This is a genomic window from Gimesia chilikensis (assembly GCF_008329715.1).
GTDB classification, from domain to species: Bacteria; Planctomycetota; Planctomycetia; order Planctomycetales; family Planctomycetaceae; genus Gimesia; species Gimesia chilikensis.
In genome coordinates this window covers 514773-530181 of record NZ_VTSR01000001.1, presented here as the reverse complement: position 1 = coordinate 530181, position 15409 = coordinate 514773, and the positions used below count along the sequence as shown (strand labels likewise).

Annotated in this window: 11 protein-coding genes; 3 read left to right on the top strand and 8 right to left on the bottom strand. The window is 58.0% G+C overall.

Annotated elements, in window-relative coordinates:
• The first annotated feature begins 72 nt into the window (after positions 1-72).
• From FYZ48_RS01830 to FYZ48_RS01820, 3 genes are read left to right on the top strand one after another with little or no spacing between them, the layout of a single operon-like run.
• Positions 73-3081 (top strand): PSD1 and planctomycete cytochrome C domain-containing protein, encoded by a 3009-nt coding sequence (locus tag FYZ48_RS01830; protein WP_242022299.1) that lies wholly within the window; start codon positions 73-75, stop codon positions 3079-3081.
• Positions 3074-4531, top strand: a complete 1458-nt coding sequence (locus FYZ48_RS01825; RefSeq protein WP_149336929.1) for a DUF1501 domain-containing protein — start codon at positions 3074-3076, stop codon at positions 4529-4531. Before FYZ48_RS01830 ends, FYZ48_RS01825 begins: the two co-directional genes overlap by 8 nt.
• Positions 4528-5466 (top strand): alpha/beta hydrolase, encoded by a 939-nt coding sequence (locus FYZ48_RS01820; protein ID WP_149336927.1) that lies wholly within the window; start codon positions 4528-4530, stop codon positions 5464-5466. The genes FYZ48_RS01825 and FYZ48_RS01820 overlap by 4 nt, the downstream gene beginning before the upstream one ends.
• 7 nt (positions 5467-5473) lie before the next feature.
• On the opposite strand, the gene FYZ48_RS01815 is transcribed toward FYZ48_RS01820, so the two are convergent.
• From FYZ48_RS01815 to FYZ48_RS01780, 8 genes are all read right to left on the bottom strand, one after another.
• The gene (locus tag FYZ48_RS01815; protein WP_149336925.1) at positions 5474-6589 is read right to left on the bottom strand and encodes a prenyltransferase/squalene oxidase repeat-containing protein; all 1116 of its coding nucleotides are present in this window, start codon (positions 6587-6589) and stop codon (positions 5474-5476) included.
• Positions 6590-6790: 201 nt separating this feature from the next.
• Positions 6791-8179, bottom strand: coding sequence for a DUF1501 domain-containing protein (locus tag FYZ48_RS01810; RefSeq protein WP_149336923.1), 1389 nt, complete (start codon positions 8177-8179; stop codon positions 6791-6793).
• A gap of 25 nt (positions 8180-8204) precedes the next feature.
• Positions 8205-10754 carry a PSD1 and planctomycete cytochrome C domain-containing protein gene (locus tag FYZ48_RS01805; protein WP_187781829.1) on the bottom strand — a complete coding sequence of 850 codons (2550 nt, stop codon included), beginning with the start codon at positions 10752-10754 and terminating at the stop codon, positions 8205-8207.
• Positions 10755-10789: 35 nt separating this feature from the next.
• Positions 10790-11728, bottom strand: a complete 939-nt coding sequence (locus tag FYZ48_RS01800) for a sugar phosphate isomerase/epimerase family protein (protein ID WP_149336919.1) — start codon at positions 11726-11728, stop codon at positions 10790-10792.
• A gap of 150 nt (positions 11729-11878) precedes the next feature.
• Positions 11879-12949 (bottom strand): sialidase family protein, encoded by a 1071-nt coding sequence (locus tag FYZ48_RS01795; protein ID WP_149336917.1) that lies wholly within the window; start codon positions 12947-12949, stop codon positions 11879-11881.
• A gap of 31 nt (positions 12950-12980) precedes the next feature.
• Entirely contained in the window at positions 12981-13403 is a 423-nt protein-coding gene (locus FYZ48_RS01790; RefSeq protein WP_149336915.1) for a hypothetical protein, read from the bottom strand.
• Between the two features lie 86 nt (positions 13404-13489).
• Positions 13490-14401 (bottom strand): DUF1559 domain-containing protein, encoded by a 912-nt coding sequence (locus tag FYZ48_RS01785; protein ID WP_145181509.1) that lies wholly within the window; start codon positions 14399-14401, stop codon positions 13490-13492.
• Between the two features lie 200 nt (positions 14402-14601).
• The gene (locus tag FYZ48_RS01780) at positions 14602-15342 is read right to left on the bottom strand and encodes a FadR/GntR family transcriptional regulator (protein ID WP_149336913.1); all 741 of its coding nucleotides are present in this window, start codon (positions 15340-15342) and stop codon (positions 14602-14604) included.
• Positions 15343-15409 lie beyond the last annotated feature (67 nt).

Genomic DNA, 15409 nt, shown 5'->3' with positions numbered 1-15409 from the left:
GGTTTCTTCAAATTTCTCATCGCGCTTTCAGCTTTTCTTCTGATGGGCACAGTCTGTCTTGCGGAAGATGAGGTGAATTTCAGCCGTGATGTGCTGCCGATCCTTTCGGATCGTTGTTTTCACTGTCATGGTCCCGATCCCACACATCGCGAAGCCGGCCTCAGGCTGGATCTCCGCGAAGCGGCAATCGAAGATCGGGATGGTACGGCGGCGGTCGTTCCCGGGAAGCCGGAGCAGAGTGAGTTACTGGCAAGAATCAGTACTGATGACAGTGATCTGCTGATGCCGCCTGTGGACTCGCACCGCAAACCGTTGACAAAGTCGCAGGTGGAAACGATCCGCAAGTGGATTGAGCAGGGGGCGCAGTGGGGACGGCACTGGTCGTTTGAGCCGCCCGCGAAGGTGAAATTCAGCGCGGAAGAAACAAAGCAGCATCCGGTCGATGTGCTGGTACAGCGGAAGCTGGCTGCGGAGGGGCTGTCCCTCTCCCCGGCTGCTGCAAAGCGAACCCTGATCCGCCGGGTCTCCTTTGATCTGACGGGACTGCCTCCCACGCTGGCCGAAGTCGACGCGTTTGTGAATGATAATTCGCCGGAGGCGTATGCGAAGCTGGTAGACCGTCTGCTGAAATCGAAACATTACGGCGAACGGATGGCGATGTGGTGGCTGGATCTGGCCCGCTATTCGGATACGGACGGGTTTCAACAGGATGCAACCCGCACGAACTGGCCCTGGCGGGACTGGGTAGTGCAGTCGTTCAATGAGAACAAACCTTTCGATCAGTTTACGGTCGAGCAGTTTGCCGGCGATCTGCTGCCGAAGTCGACTCCCGAGCAGCAACTGGCGACCTGCTTTCATCGGAATCACATGACCAACGGTGAAGGGGGCCGCGACCCGGAAGAGTCTCGAATCGATTATGTCATCGATCGGGTAAATACAACGGGGACCGTCTGGCTGGGGCTGACACTGGGCTGCTGCCAGTGTCATTCGCACAAATTCGATCCCATTTCGCAGGCCGATTATTACAGCCTGTTCGCCTTCTTCAACAGCATTGACGAGGACGGCAAAGCGGGGAGTCGGGCAAAGCCTTATCTGAAGTATAAATCACCGCTGGTGGAGCGGGCGATTAAAGAGGCGGAGCAGGTCGTACAGGACCGGAAGCCGCTGGAAGCCGCCGCCCGCAAGCAGGCGGAAGCGGAATTCGCACCGTGGCTGGTCGAGCAGATACAAAGAGTCAAACAACAGGATTTTCAGTCCTGGTATCAGCCACAGATTACCGGTCTGAGTTCGGTGGAAGGGACGGTGTTGAAACAGGAAGCCGAGGGCATCATCCAGACGAGTGGGCCCGTCCTGCGCCAGGATGACTATCGGCTGACTGCATCAACGAAGCTGCCCCGCGTTACCGGACTGCGGCTGGAGGTCTTTCCGCATCCCTCGCATACGGATGGTAAATTATCCCGGGGGAAAACCGGTGAATTCATTCTGACCGATGTCAAGCTGCAGGTGCGTCGCGAGGGGAGCTCCCAGTTACGCGACATCGAAATTGCCTCTGCGGTGGCGGATGTTGAAAAGTCTGCCAAAGGTCGCAACTACGGCAAAATTAAAGACACGTTGGACGACGATCCCCGTAACGGCTGGACGACCGAGACGTACTCGGCCCGCCAGCAACATACCGCTGTGTTTGCACTGGCGGAGCCGCTGGTGCTGGAGCCGGGGGAAGAGCTGATCTTTGTGATGCTGCATCGCTCCACCGAGGGGGATGCGAACATCGGCCGGTTCCGACTGCTGCTGACCGATCAGCCGGGACAGGCTGTGCGGTCACTCGATCCGATGCCGCTGGAAGCATTGGCCAAGGCGAATGTCAAAGAACCGGGCGAGCTGGATCCGAAATTGAGAAAGCGGTTACTGGAACAGTTCCTGGTGGACCATGCTGATTACCAGCGACGGAAGGCGGAGCTGGACCGGGCGAATGCCCAGTTGTCACAGGTAAAAAAAGCGGCCGGGGACCTGTCGGTGATGGTACTGGCCGAACGCAAAGAACCGCGGAAGACGTATGTGCTGGAGCGGGGTGTCTGGGACAAGCATGGTAAGGAGGTTTCCCGCTCGGTGCCGGAAGCGATCCTGCCGATGCCTGTTGAGAAAACAAAAGACCGGCTGGACCTGGCGCAGTGGCTGGTGGCGGAACAGAATCCGTTGACGGCACGGGTGGTGGTGAACCATCTCTGGCAGCTCTGTTTTGGTGCCGGGCTGGTGCGGACGCCGGGCGACTTCGGTCTGCAGGGAGAGGCGCCTACACACCCGGAACTGCTGGACTGGCTGGCCGTGGAATTAATGGAACACGACTGGGATCTGCAACACATTCTGAAACTGATCGTCACCAGCCGGACGTATCAGCAGCAAAGCGACGTCACACCCGCGCTGCTGGCCCGCGATCCCGAGAACCGCTTGCTGGCCCGCGGTGCCCGCTTCCGTCTGCCCAGCTGGATGATTCACGATGCGGCCCTGCAGGCCAGCGGACTGCTGAACCCGGCACAAGGGGGACCGCCGGTGATGCCTTATCAGCCGCCGGGTGTCTGGGCCGAGATGTTCATGGGACGCTTCACGTATGAACCGAGCCAGGGAGCGGCGCAGTACCGCAGGAGTCTGTATGCGTTCTGGCGACGTTCGAGTGCGCCGACGTTTCTGTTCGATAGTGCTCAGCGGCGGGTCTGTGAAGTGCAGCCGCGGCGGACGAATACTCCGCTGCAGGCGCTGACTCTGTTGAACGATGTGACGATTCTGGAATCCTCACGTGAGTTGGCACGGACTGCGATTCAAGAGGAGCAGACGCCGGCTGAGCGGATCGATTTCATCGCACGGCGGATTCTATCCCGTCCCCTGACTGCTAAGGAGCAGACGGTGCTGGCACGCGAGTATGAGCAGTCACGCGATTATTATCAGAGTCATCCCGAGGCAGCACTGCAACTGCTCGATGTGGGACAGCCGCCAGCCACGAGCAAGGTTGCACCCGATGAGCTGGCGTCCTGGATGGTGGTCGCGAGTATGATCTTTAACCTGGATGAGGCGATTACCCATGAATGAGCCATTGGAACATTCCGCACTGGAAGTCTCCCGCCGGTATTTTCTGGGGCAGGGCGCAGGCGTTGGACTGGGCGCGATGGCACTGGGACTGCTGGAAGCGACACGCTGTCGGGCGGCTGAGAAAGTTACGCCGATTGGTCTACCCGATCTGCCGCACAAGCCACCCCAAGCGAAGAACGTGATCTTCCTGACACAATCGGGGGGACCGTCGCAGATTGAGCTATTCGACTATAAACCCAACCTGATGAAGTGGGCGGGGAAGGAACTGCCCGAAAGCGTACGGGGCGGACAGCGACTGACGACGATGACGGCCAATCAGAAACAGTTGATTATGCCTTCGCGGACGAAGTTCAAACGCTATGGCGAGAGCGGAGCGACGCTGGGCGAGTGGCTGCCTTTTCATGGTGAAGTGGCGGACGAGCTCTGCTTCATCAAGTCGATGAACACCGATCAGATCAATCATGCCCCCGCGATGACGAAGTTTCTGACCGGGCATCAGCTGCCGGGGCGACCGTCAATCGGGGCCTGGTCGAGCTATGGACTGGGGAGCGAGAACCGGAATCTACCTGACTACCTGGTGTTGATCTCCAAGATGAAGCGGCCCAGCGATCAGCCGTTATATGATCATTACTGGGGCAGCGGTTTTCTGCCGTCCCGTTACCAGGGGGTGAAGCTGCGAAACGCGAAAGAGCCGGTATTGTATCTGCGCGATCCGGACGGAATGCCGCGGCCGATCCGACGGGGGATGCTGGACGGCATTGCAGAACTGAATCAGATGCGACTCGAGCAGACCGGAGATCCCGAAATTGAAACCCGGATCCGGCAATACGAAATGGCGTGGCGGATGCAGTCGAGTATTCCAGAACTGAATGATTTGAGCGACGAGCCGGAATCGACGTTTGAACTGTATGGTCCCGATTCGCGTCGGCCCGGCAGTTACGCAGCCAACTGTGTGCTGGCACGGCGGTTGATCGAGCGGGGCGTGCGGTTCGTGCAGCTGTTTCATCCGGACTGGGATCATCACAGCCGCCTCGGTTCCTGGTGCGTGGCCCGCTGTCGCGATACCGACCAGGCAAGTGCCGCTTTGGTGAAAGATCTCAAGCAGCGCGGTCTACTGGATGAGACCCTGGTGATCTGGGGTGGTGAATTCGGCCGCGGTGTCGCGGGGCAGGGCAAATGGGACAGTCCCGAAGGGGGCCGCGACCATCATCCGCGGTGCTTCACAACCTGGCTGGCCGGGGGTGGTGTGAAACCGGGGATGACCTACGGCATGACCGATGAATTCAGTTACAACGTGGCCGAGAACCCGGTGCATGTCCGCGATCTGCATGCGACCGTACTGCATCTGCTGGGCATTGATCACGAGCGATTTACGTATCGACATCAGGGACTTGATTTTAAACTGACGGGCGTTGAACCGTCCAGAATTGTTGAGGAGATACTGGTATGAGACGGTGGGCGCTGCTGTCACTATTTTTTGCAGGTATGTTTTGTGGGCTGGTGAGTGCTGTTGATGCACGCGAGCCGGATGCGGTGATCGATATCTGGCCCGGGATGGCGCCGGGCGAAACGACTAAGAATACCGGTGAAAAACTGCCGCGACGGGAGAATGAAAATCCGCCGGCAACCCGCGTTAAAAATATTACGCGACCGCAGCTGTTTCTCTATCAGCCACCGGCGGGCAAACGGAACGGGTCGGCAGTGCTGATCTTTCCCGGCGGGGGCTATAACTACGTGGTCGCCGACAAAGAGGGTTCAGAGACGGCCCAGTGGTTAAATTCGATGGGGATTACGGCGTTTGTGGTGCACTATCGAACCAAGCCTGGCAAGACTCCCCCCGAGCGGGCGAACGATAAGTTGCCGGCATTTTCTGAACGTCCCCTGCAGGACGGGCAGCGGGCATTGAGCCTGGTGCGCGAGCGGGCCAAAGAGTGGGGTCTGCAACCGGACCAGATCGGCGTGATTGGTTTTTCTGCAGGCGGTCAGGCGGCGGCGCTGGTGACGTCTCGATTTGACGAACGGGCATATCCGGCACAGGATGCGACCGACAAAGTTTCGTGTCGACCGGATTTCAGCCTGCTGATTTATCCCTGGCGGCTGATGGACGACAAGACCGGAAATCTGAATGAAGTCTTCACGGTTTCGAAGAAGACACCACCGGTGTTCATGGCACACGCACATGACGACCATGCGACGCCGTTGAGCAGTATTCTGTATTATACGGCTCTCAAAAATAACGGCGTCGGGGCCGAACTGCACATCTATGAAACGGGCGGTCACGGTTACGGGATGCGACCGGTGGCCGATTCGAATGTCGACAGCTGGACTGACCGCGCCGCAGACTGGCTGCGGCTGCGGAAGCTGGCTTCGCCGGAACGTGATTAATCTTCGCTTAATCCTTGGGAGGAGCTGACTCGCAGTTCTTCAAGGCGAGCAGCGTGTAGGCGGTGACCAGGTTGGGGTCTCCTTCAAACCAGCGATTGGATTTGGAGTTGACCCAACTGCCGTTGTCCTGCTGCAGGGTAAACAGGTGGTCGGCAAGTTCCTTGCGCCAGTCGTGCGTGTTGCCTTTGCTGTCTTTGACCTGCTGCATGTCCGCGGTGTCGAGTGCTTTGGCAAACAGCTGGTAATAGTAGTAGAGACCGTTGTCGCCCATGCCGGGATTGTTCTGGACGGTGTAGTTTTTCTGGATCCAGTCCAGGGCGGCTTTGACGCGGGGATCTTTGGGAGTCAGTCCGGCGTAGATCATGCTTTTGAGGCCTGCATAGGTCATGCTGCCGTATGAGCGGAGGCCTTCCTCTTTAGTTTTGCCGGAAGGTGACGATCCGCCGGCGGCGACCGTGTAGTAGAATCCGCCGTCGTTGATTTTGGCAGCAGCCGGGGAGGTGTTATATTCGCTTTCCAGGTTCTGACAGCGGGAGACGAAAGTCAGTGCTTTCTGAATCGCTGGGTCATCATCTTTCGCACCGGCGGCTTTGAGGGCCTGGATCATGAAGGCAGTATTGGAGAGGTCGGGGCGACCGCCGTCGGGGCTGTAGCCTGCGCCGCCGTAGGAGAGATCGCTGGGTTTGACATCTTTGCTTTCATCGAATTGCAGACTGCGGAGGAATTTTCCGGCCTTGTTGATCTGCTCATCATATTTGCCCGATTTGTTGGCGGCCTGCAGGGCCATCAGGGCGACGGCGGTTTCATAGCCAGCGTGATTGCTGCGAGCCGAACAGATGCGACCATCTTCCTGACAGAAATCAGACAACCGGTTGAGTGCTTTGGCAACCGTGGGATCGTCGAGGGGAACACCCGATTCAATAAGTGCGGAAGTGACCAGGGCAGAGATGCCGGCGGCTTCGCTGAAGGTCCAGGTTCCATCTTCGTTCTGGGAGTTCTTGAGAAACGTGATCGCTTTGTCGCGGGAGGCTTTGAGTTGAGCCGGTTCTGGTCCAGCCGCCATAACCAGACTGGTACTGAGACTGAGGACACCGACTAACATCACTCGAAGAAAACCGACCATTTGATACTCCTGACAGTTGAAAGAAATCTTGACGACTTCTGAGTCGCTAAATGCGAGAGCCGCAAAATGCGTTCCGATTTCACTCAAGTCTACGGCTGGTCAAACAGCGAGGAAACCCATTCTCTGAAGAGAAAAGGTGATTTGAGGTGTGGAAAATATCAGCGCGGGTGTCGCTAAAATCGTCAGGGGTACGATATGGGATCAGGAGTGGAGTATCTGCTTGACGACGTGTCCGTGCACGTCGGTGAGACGGAAGTCCCGTCCTGCGTGGCGGTAAGTGAGTTGTTCGTGGTCGAGTCCCATGATGTGCAGGATGGTGGCATGGAAGTCGTGGATGTGGACCAGGTCTTTGACAACGTAGTTACCGATGTCGTCGGATTCGCCGTGAATCACGCCGCCGCGTACATTTCCGCCGGCCAGCCAGCAGGAGAACGCGTTGGGATGATGGGTGCGGGATTTGGTTCCTTTGCCGTCCTGGGCCCAGGGGGAGCGGCCGAATTCGGTGCAGAAGACGAGCAGGGTTTCTTCGAACAGGCCCCGCTGTTTGAGGTCGGTGATCAGGGCGGCGATGGGCTGATCGACGCGGCAGGCGTATTTTTCGTGCGAGGCCATGTCGCGGTGCGCGGCATCCCAGTTATCCCGGCAGGCACCGACGGCGTCGATGATTTCGACAAAGCGGACACCCCGTTCGATGAGACGGCGGGCCATGATGCACTGGGCCGCATAGCTGGCCTGGTCGCCCTGTGCGGCGCCGTAGAGTTCGAGTGTTGACTTCGATTCACGAGAGAGGTCGAGTGCTTCGGGGGCCTGGCGCTGGAGACCGGAGGCGGCTTTGAAGGTACTCATGCGACCGGTGAGTTCGGAATCGTGATCGCGGCGATCTAGGTGACGCTGATTCAGTTTTTGTAACAACGAGAGTTCGAGCTGCTGGCGGGTATGCGACGTGGGAGATTTGAGATAGGGGATCGGATCGTTACCGGGCATGACGCGGACGCCGGTATTGACCGCGGGGAGGAAGTTGGCATCCCACAACTGGGGGCCGTTGTAGGGACGATGTTCGGAGATGACGACGTGTGACGGGAGATTCGGGTTGAATGATTTTAAGCCGTAACTCAGCCAGGCTCCCATGCCGGGCATGGCTGCGGTGGTGCTGCCGGTGTGCAGTTGCAGGGTGGCTTCGCCGTGGTCGCGGTGATCGCAGTTCATGGAGCGGATTAACGCAACTTCGTGCATCTGTTTACGGATCTCGGGGAAGAGGTCGCTGACTTCCGTGCCGCACTCCCGGTTCGGACGGAATTTCCAGAGCGGGGCTTTGAGATAGCGTTCCACTTTGGGCTGACCGGAGACGGCGGCTTTGTTTTCATTGCCGATCGACTGGTCGTGCCGCTTGGTGAGTTCGGGTTTGGGGTCGAAGGTGTCGACGTGCGAGTAGCCCCCGGACATGTAGAGCATGATCACGTGTTTGGCACGAGGCCGATGATGCGGGGCCGCGAGTTCGGCGGGCAATACGCGGGGGAGCCAGAGACCTGCTGAGGTCCCCAGGCCGGCCTGCAGAAGCTGTCGTCGAGAGATCAATGCGGAATCGGACATACTGCGTTCCTGGTGGATTGCGGGGTCAGTCAATAAAAAAGAACTCGTTACTGGTGAGCAGAACTTTGGCCAGCGCGGTCCAGGCGGAAGGGACCTCTGTTGCTGAATCCTGCGTTTGTTCTGCTGCCAGTTGTGCCTGATACGTTTTAAGAAACTCAAGGGCGTCTGACTGTTCGGATTCGGTCGGGGGGCGACCGTAGGCCAACTGCCAGGCGAGTTCCACCTGTTCTGCAGGTGTTGAATATGTCTGTTCGATGCGCTGTGCCAGGGCGTCTGCCTGTCGGGGCACGAAGGGGGCGTTCATCAGGTAGAGTGCCTGTGTGGGCAGATGCGAACTGTGCCGACTGCCCGAGGTTTCGTTGGTTTCGGGGCCGTTAAAGCGACCCAGGAAGGGATGTTTGTAGAGTCGCTGCGTCATCAGGTAGACGCTGCGTTTGTTGGTCTCAAAAACTTCGTGGAAGGGACCGTTGAGGCTGTAGCCTTTTTTATGCCAGGGGATGAACGGGTGCGGGCCGCCCTGTTCGCGGTCGAGTTCGTCGGAGACGAAGAGCATGGCATCGCGGATGGATTCGGCGTCGAGGCGGCGGCGGGTGTGTTTCCAGAGGTAGACGTTGTCCGGATCGCGGCGACTGTTTTCCGGCTGGTCCCGGCTGTCGAGGCGATAGACGTGGGTCAGCATGATCTGTCGATGCAGGGCTTTGAGCGACCACTGGTGTGCGATCAGTTGACTGGCCAGGTAATCGAGCAGTTCTGGATGCGAGGGGGCTTCACCGAGGACGCCGAAATTATCGACGGTTTTGACGAGGCCCTGTCCGAAGTGATGATACCAGAGCCGGTTGACCATCACGCGGGCGGTGAGGGGGTGTTCCGGATTGGTCAGCCAGCGGGCCAGTTCGAGGCGTCCCGAGTGCTGTTTGTCGAGGTCCGGTTTCGATTCCGAGATGACGCTGATGAACTGGCGGGGAACGACATCCCCCTGGTTCTCCGGATCGCCACGGCGGTGCAGACGACTGTGATGCGGTTTGCCATCGATGACAGCGTAGAGCATTTCCACGGGGGGCTGCTTGACCAGGCGGGCCTTTTCCTGTTTGAGCCAGGGGAGACCGTGCAGCATCAGTTCGCGAAACTTGCCTTGTTTGGTGTTGAGGAGTTTCTGTCGACGGGCTTCCAGTTTGTCGAATGGTTTACCAGCCTGTTTCGCCTGTTCGATTTTTGCGGCGACCTCTTTATATTCCTTGAGAGTCGGTTTGAGCCAGGGGCGGAAGTGATTGCGGATCTGGTGTTGATAGTGGCTGAGCAGTTTCCAGTAGGCGTCGATTTTCTGTTGTGATCCGGGCGTGTTTTCAGCAGAGACCAATTGCGTGGGAGAGGGCTGATTCGAAGCGCCCATACTGGGGTAGAGGGTGCTTTCGAAGATGCCGTAGAGTCCGTAGTAGTCGGTGGCGAGCATCGGATCGAATTTATGATCGTGACAGCGGGCGCATTTGAGCGTGACGCCCATGAGTCCGCGGCCGATGGTATCGATGGTGTCGTCGATGGTGAGGTGCTGATCTTCAAAACGGGTGTTGCCGAACCGGCGGGAGAGGGCGATGAAGCCGGTAGCGATTTTAAGTTGCCTGGCCCGGGCCGGATCGGATTCCTGTTGGGAGAGGATGTCGCCGGCGAGTTGGGCGGTGAGAAACTGATCGTAGGGGAGATCGTCGTTGAGGGAGTCAATGACCCAGTTGCGGTAAAGGTAGGCACCGGGGATCGGGAAATCGCCGACGTCCCCCTGGGTATCTGCGTAGCGGGCGACATCCAGCCAGTGACGGCCCCAGCGTTCCCCGTAAGCGGGAGAGGCGAGCAGTCGATCAACGACAGTGGCGAATGCGGTTTCGTCTGCAGCGGGATCGTTGAGGAAGTCTGTGATTTCCTGTGGCGTGGGGGGGAGGCCGGTAAGGTCGAAGGTGGCCCGGCGGATCAGTGTTCTGCGATCGGCCAGTGGCACGGGCGTCAGTTGTTCTGTCTGCAGGCGGGCGTAGATGAAACGATCGATGGCGGTCCCGGACCAGTGGGGATCGTCAATTTCCGGTGGTGTGACTTCCCGGCGGGGCAGGAAGCACCAGTGGCTGGTGGTCAGTTTTTCGGCTGACTTTGTGTCTGTGGTGGGGCGTGCTTTCGTCTGTTCTTCCGGCCAGGGGGCGCCCCATTCAATCCAGCGTTTGAAGTGCCCCAGTGTTTCGGCATTGAGCCGCTCTTCCGCATCGGGAGGCATTTTCAGTTCTTTGTGGGTCCGCTGTATAGATTGAAAGAGCAGGCTGGCCTGAGGTTTGCCGGGGACGATGGCAGGGCCGAAGTCGCCCCCTTTGAGCAGGTCGGCGCGGGACTGCAGGGCGAGCGGGCTTTCCGCGTCTGCGCCGCCTGTATGACAGTCAGCACATTTATCGATCAGCACCGGGCGGATATGCAGTTCGAAGAATTCAAGCTGTTTGTCCCGGGAAGGGGCCGGTTCCGCTGCGGAGAGCGAGCTGCACAGCAGGAGTAAGGCTGCTATAGTCACGATGCTGGCAGTTTGAATTCGATTCTGTTTCGTCATCGTCGAACCCTTCATGGGACGGATGCAATATCTGATCAGCCGCGCTGGATTCCGGCTTTCTGGAAGGCGGGAGCGATATTCTGATAGCAGGTCTTGGCGGCCGCGACGGGATCGTAGCCCGGCTGTTTGAAGACCATGCCGCTGACTTCGCAGCAGATATCTCCGCGGTAACCTCCCTCGACAGCGAGTTTGAGCAGGCGGACGTAATCGATGTCGCCACTTTCGCCGGGGAGAACGAAGCGGGCTTTGTTATCTTTAAGAACGGTGTCTTTAATCTGGATGAAGCTGGTGTAGGGGAGCATGGTTTTCAGCGAATCTTCCAGGGAGATGTCGCGGTGTGTGAAATGGCTATAATCGTAGTTGAGTCGAATCCAGGGGCTGTTGATCTGTTCGACGAGCCAGACGCCCTGTTCGGGGCGATCGACGACGCCACCCCGGTGGGGTTTGACAGCGATGACGGTTTGTGTGCTTTCCGCGATCTGAGCCCAGCCTTTGAGGTTGTCGCGCATTTCCTCTTTGCGGTCTTCCCACTTGCCGCTGCCCGCGGTGGTTTCGATGAGCGGGGGCTGATCGGGTTTGAGATCATGCCCCAACTGGGCGGCCCGTTTGAGACGTTCGAGGACCGGTTTCTGACTGGCTTTTGAGCCGGTGAGGTCACAGTGTTCCATCAGCGAGGTCAGTTTGAGGCCGGTCTCGTCGAGCTTGCCGGCGATCGCCTTTCTGCGCTGCGGATTGAGTTTGAGCGGCGTGGCGTCCCAAGCGTCCATCAGGCAGATTTCGGTGGAGTCGTACCCGATGTCTGCGACGGTCTGCAGGGCCTGTTCGGTTTTCATGTGCGGCATGCCATAGAGGCTGAAGCCGAGGGTGAGTGTCGGCGGTGCGGTTTTACCGGCGAAGACTGCTGGAAGGCCCGGTAGTGCCAGGCAGGCGGCACTGGCAGAGGAGAGAAACTGACGACGGGACAAAGACTGCATGCAAGCGCTCCTGAGGCGGGGAGTGAGTTCTGACTGAGATCCGTAGTAGGTTTACATATAGGCGGATCTTTATCATAGCAGCAAATAGCTGGCTAAACCATCACTATTCCGCTTTCACAGCGGACATTTTCAGGAAGCAGTCTGCGGTCTTCAGGGGCTGACGAAATCGGCCTCTTTGAATTTGAGACGGACGGGTCCCTGCATGGTGGTGACCCAGAGTTCGCCGGGATGGGCTTCGAAGACGTAGGGGTAGGAGACGCGGTTTTCGCGTCGCTGTCCCGGGGGAGTCAGATCGCGGGCGATGACCGTGGGCTTGCTCCAGGATTGACACTCATCGTCGGAGAAAGCGAGTGACAGTTCTTCGCGGCGACCTGTGCGTTTCTGAGGATCACGGAAGCGGTTCCAGAGCATGACAATGCGGCCGCTGTCGAGTCGCTGCAGAATCGCGGGGGAGGAACTGGCGGGAATTTCCGAGGGACGAATGGTACGCCAGGAAGCTCCTTCATCTTCAGAGAAGGCTTCCCAGAAGCGGCCGAATTTCGTGCGGATCAGCTGGTAGATGCGTCCGTCTTTGAGTTCGACGATGGTCCCCTCCATGGCGCCGTCGTGATCGCCGGAACCGCCGAGATCAATCATGTTGCTGTGTTTCCAGGTCTCGCCTTCATCGTCAGAGTAATAGGTGTGCGAGACGTGCCTGCCGGGGTTGGCGATGGACTGGGAGACGACGACGATGATGCGGCCCGATTTGGTCTGGATCATGCTGCGTACGGCACCGCACCAGCCGTGGTCCTGCAGGATTTGAGGTGTGAGCCAGGTTTTTCCGTTATCGGTACTGCGGATGACATAGACGGGGAGGTAGCAGTCGGACTGCGGGCCTCCCAGTTTGTCGTTCCAGTTGAATTTGCGTTCGGCCAGATTCATGCAGACAAGGAGGATCGTCCCTTTGCGGGTCTGGATCAGTGCGCGCTCGTTGCTGGTGTGGAACTTTGCCGGTTCGGCATAGAGGGGCGTGGCCTGCCAGGTCTTTCCTTCGTCCTCACTGATCAGCGACTGTTTGGCATCGGGGGCGAGGATGTTGCCATCCGTCAATCTGATGAAAGGCCCGAGATGTTTGTGGGGCAGTCTGCTGGTCTGGGGGTGATTCCATTCCTCGGCTTTCGCTGATGAAAGGGAGAGCAGGAGCGCGGTGAGGAGCAGCGGGATGGTTGGTCTAAGTTGCATGTCTGATACCTGACTTATGAGTGAGCCTGTTTCAGTTTTTCAGATCGAAGTCGAGAACCAATGGGTCGCCGCCGGATTCAATGTCGGCTTCGAGTTCCGAATTTTTGTGGTACTTGTCGGGAACCGGGATGGCGGGTTTCGTGGCGGCGTCGATTTCTCCCAGTGACATTCCGGTGGTATCGGCGGGGAGGATGGGCGCGCCTTTGATTTCGACCCGTTGTTTGCCCAGGGGGACGCCCCCTTTGTTGGTAACTTCGTACTTGCCGTCCCGGATTTTTCCGGCAGCGATAGGCCCTTCGGGCAGCGGACGAAAGCGGATCACGCCCCCTTCAAGGGGGGCGCCATCCAGGGTGACGGTACCAGTGACAACGCGGCGGTCGGGGGCATCGCTGATCCCCCCGCAGCCGACCAGCAGCAAGAGAGCCGGTAAGAGCAATAACCCTTTTGCGGGCATGGTAAACTCCTTGAAACAGTGCAGGCTGACGCGAAAGCCTGCACGAACATTATGAATGCAATCATCGAATGAATCAGCGTCGAGAATTAATACTCGCCAACAACTTCACCACCGGCCCGGGTCGTGAGTGCAGTGAGCGTTCCCTGGTCAATGTTTTCGGAGAGGAAATGTACCGAACCATCGCCGAAGACAAAGTGACAGCCACCTACGTGATAGCTGGAGAAGCCCTGCGGGCGGAACGCGAAGGTACCGCCTCCGGGAACGGTGTCAATACTGTTAATACCATTGCTGGTATCGAAGACATCGTAGCCGGTGTAGGAGTTTCCGTTGAGACCACTCGAAGCGAGCGAACCTGTGATTTCACCCACCATGAGCGTGTTGCTGGAGCCATCGATGATGTCGCGCATTCTGACTTTCGAGATGGCATAGAGGACCCCGTTACCGACCGAAGTGGGTCGCACGCCGGAGCCGCTGTTACATTTCCAGCTGACGGAGTCGGCAACGCCGCCCATGTCGGTGCGGGGCATGCCATTGGGGAGTGCGCCTGCGAAAGCACCGTTTTTGTTGACGATGGTGTCAGGCTGTGGATTGCTGGGACAGAGGAACGGCACTACCGGGTTGAGGCAGGTCGTATTAGAGAAATTCGCGGGGACAAAGGGAGTCGGCCCTGAGAAGTTCAGGTTGTTGTAAATATTGGCCTGATCGAGGTAGGGCAGGATACGGGTGCCCCAGGAAAACATGTGCGCGCCTGAGTAGCCACTGCAGCCTCCACTGATGCCGGCACCGATGGGAAAGACAGTGTAGGTGTCGTGATAGTTCTGCAGAGCGAGTCCGACCTGTTTGAAGTTGTTTTTGCAGGACGATCTGCGGGCCGCCTCACGAGCCTGCTGAACCGCGGGCAGGAGTAAAGCGATCAGGATGGCAATAATGGCAATCACGACCAGAAGTTCAATCAGCGTAAATCCACGAGCTCTCACCTTGGAATGGAAACGGAACATGGAAGCATCTCCCAACATAAACGCAAAAAATAAAAGCTATGATCACCCTGGCACACAGGTGCATAGATAACAGATTCAGGGATATAGATAAAAAACTGCTGCAGTCCCAAGGCTGATCGAAACGCGTCGGATCAGAACTGGTTCTGCTGCCAAATCGATTGTTCGAAATTCAAGTCATTTATGTCGTTCGCCTGAGGCGTTTAATTTGTCGTGGAATCTTTACTGGGCGCCTTTAACTGTGGCTTCAAGTGTTCTGTCAGGTATTTCGTAGCCAGGTCAACATCGCGGTCAGCGATGGCATTGGCAATCTGTTCGTGTTCATGCAACCCGCTTTCCCGGGGCGGACATCCATAGACATCGCCCGCGTGGAAGTAGTCGAGCAGGACGCCATGGAACTGTTGCACAAAGTTTCCATGCGAGGCACCCAGAATCGTTTCGTGGAACAGGCAGTCCAGTTCCTTGTAGGCTTTGCTGGTTCCCTGGGGATCTTCGTCCAGGTTCCCCATGACTCGTTTCATTTCTGCGACGATGGTCTGCAGGCGAATGATTTCTTCGGTGGAGATCAGTTCGACAGCCAGGGCGATGGAGCCAATTTCAATCACGGCTCGCAACTGTTGCAGTTCGCGCCAGCCGTCCGCACTGGCGACCTGGGGAACCAGGGCATTGCGGAGGACGGTGGAGAAGTTATCTGCTTCGCCGACACAGAGCCCGAGTCCCTGTCTGCCGACGACCACACCCAGACCGCGAAGCGAGCCGACCGCTTCCCGGACGACCGTTCGTGATACGCCGAATTCGCTGGCCAGATCGGCTTCGGTTCCCAGACGGGTTCCGGGAGCCAGTCGATCATTGCGAATCCTGGCGCACAGCTGTTCCGCGAGCTCTGCACTTAAGGTTCGAGAGTCGGAACCGATGACCGGAGAATCACTCTGCAGTGTGTTCATGCAACGAATATCCTGTGAGCGCGACAATGAATGTCAGAAATGATGGCGTTTCAACGTGTGACTCGAG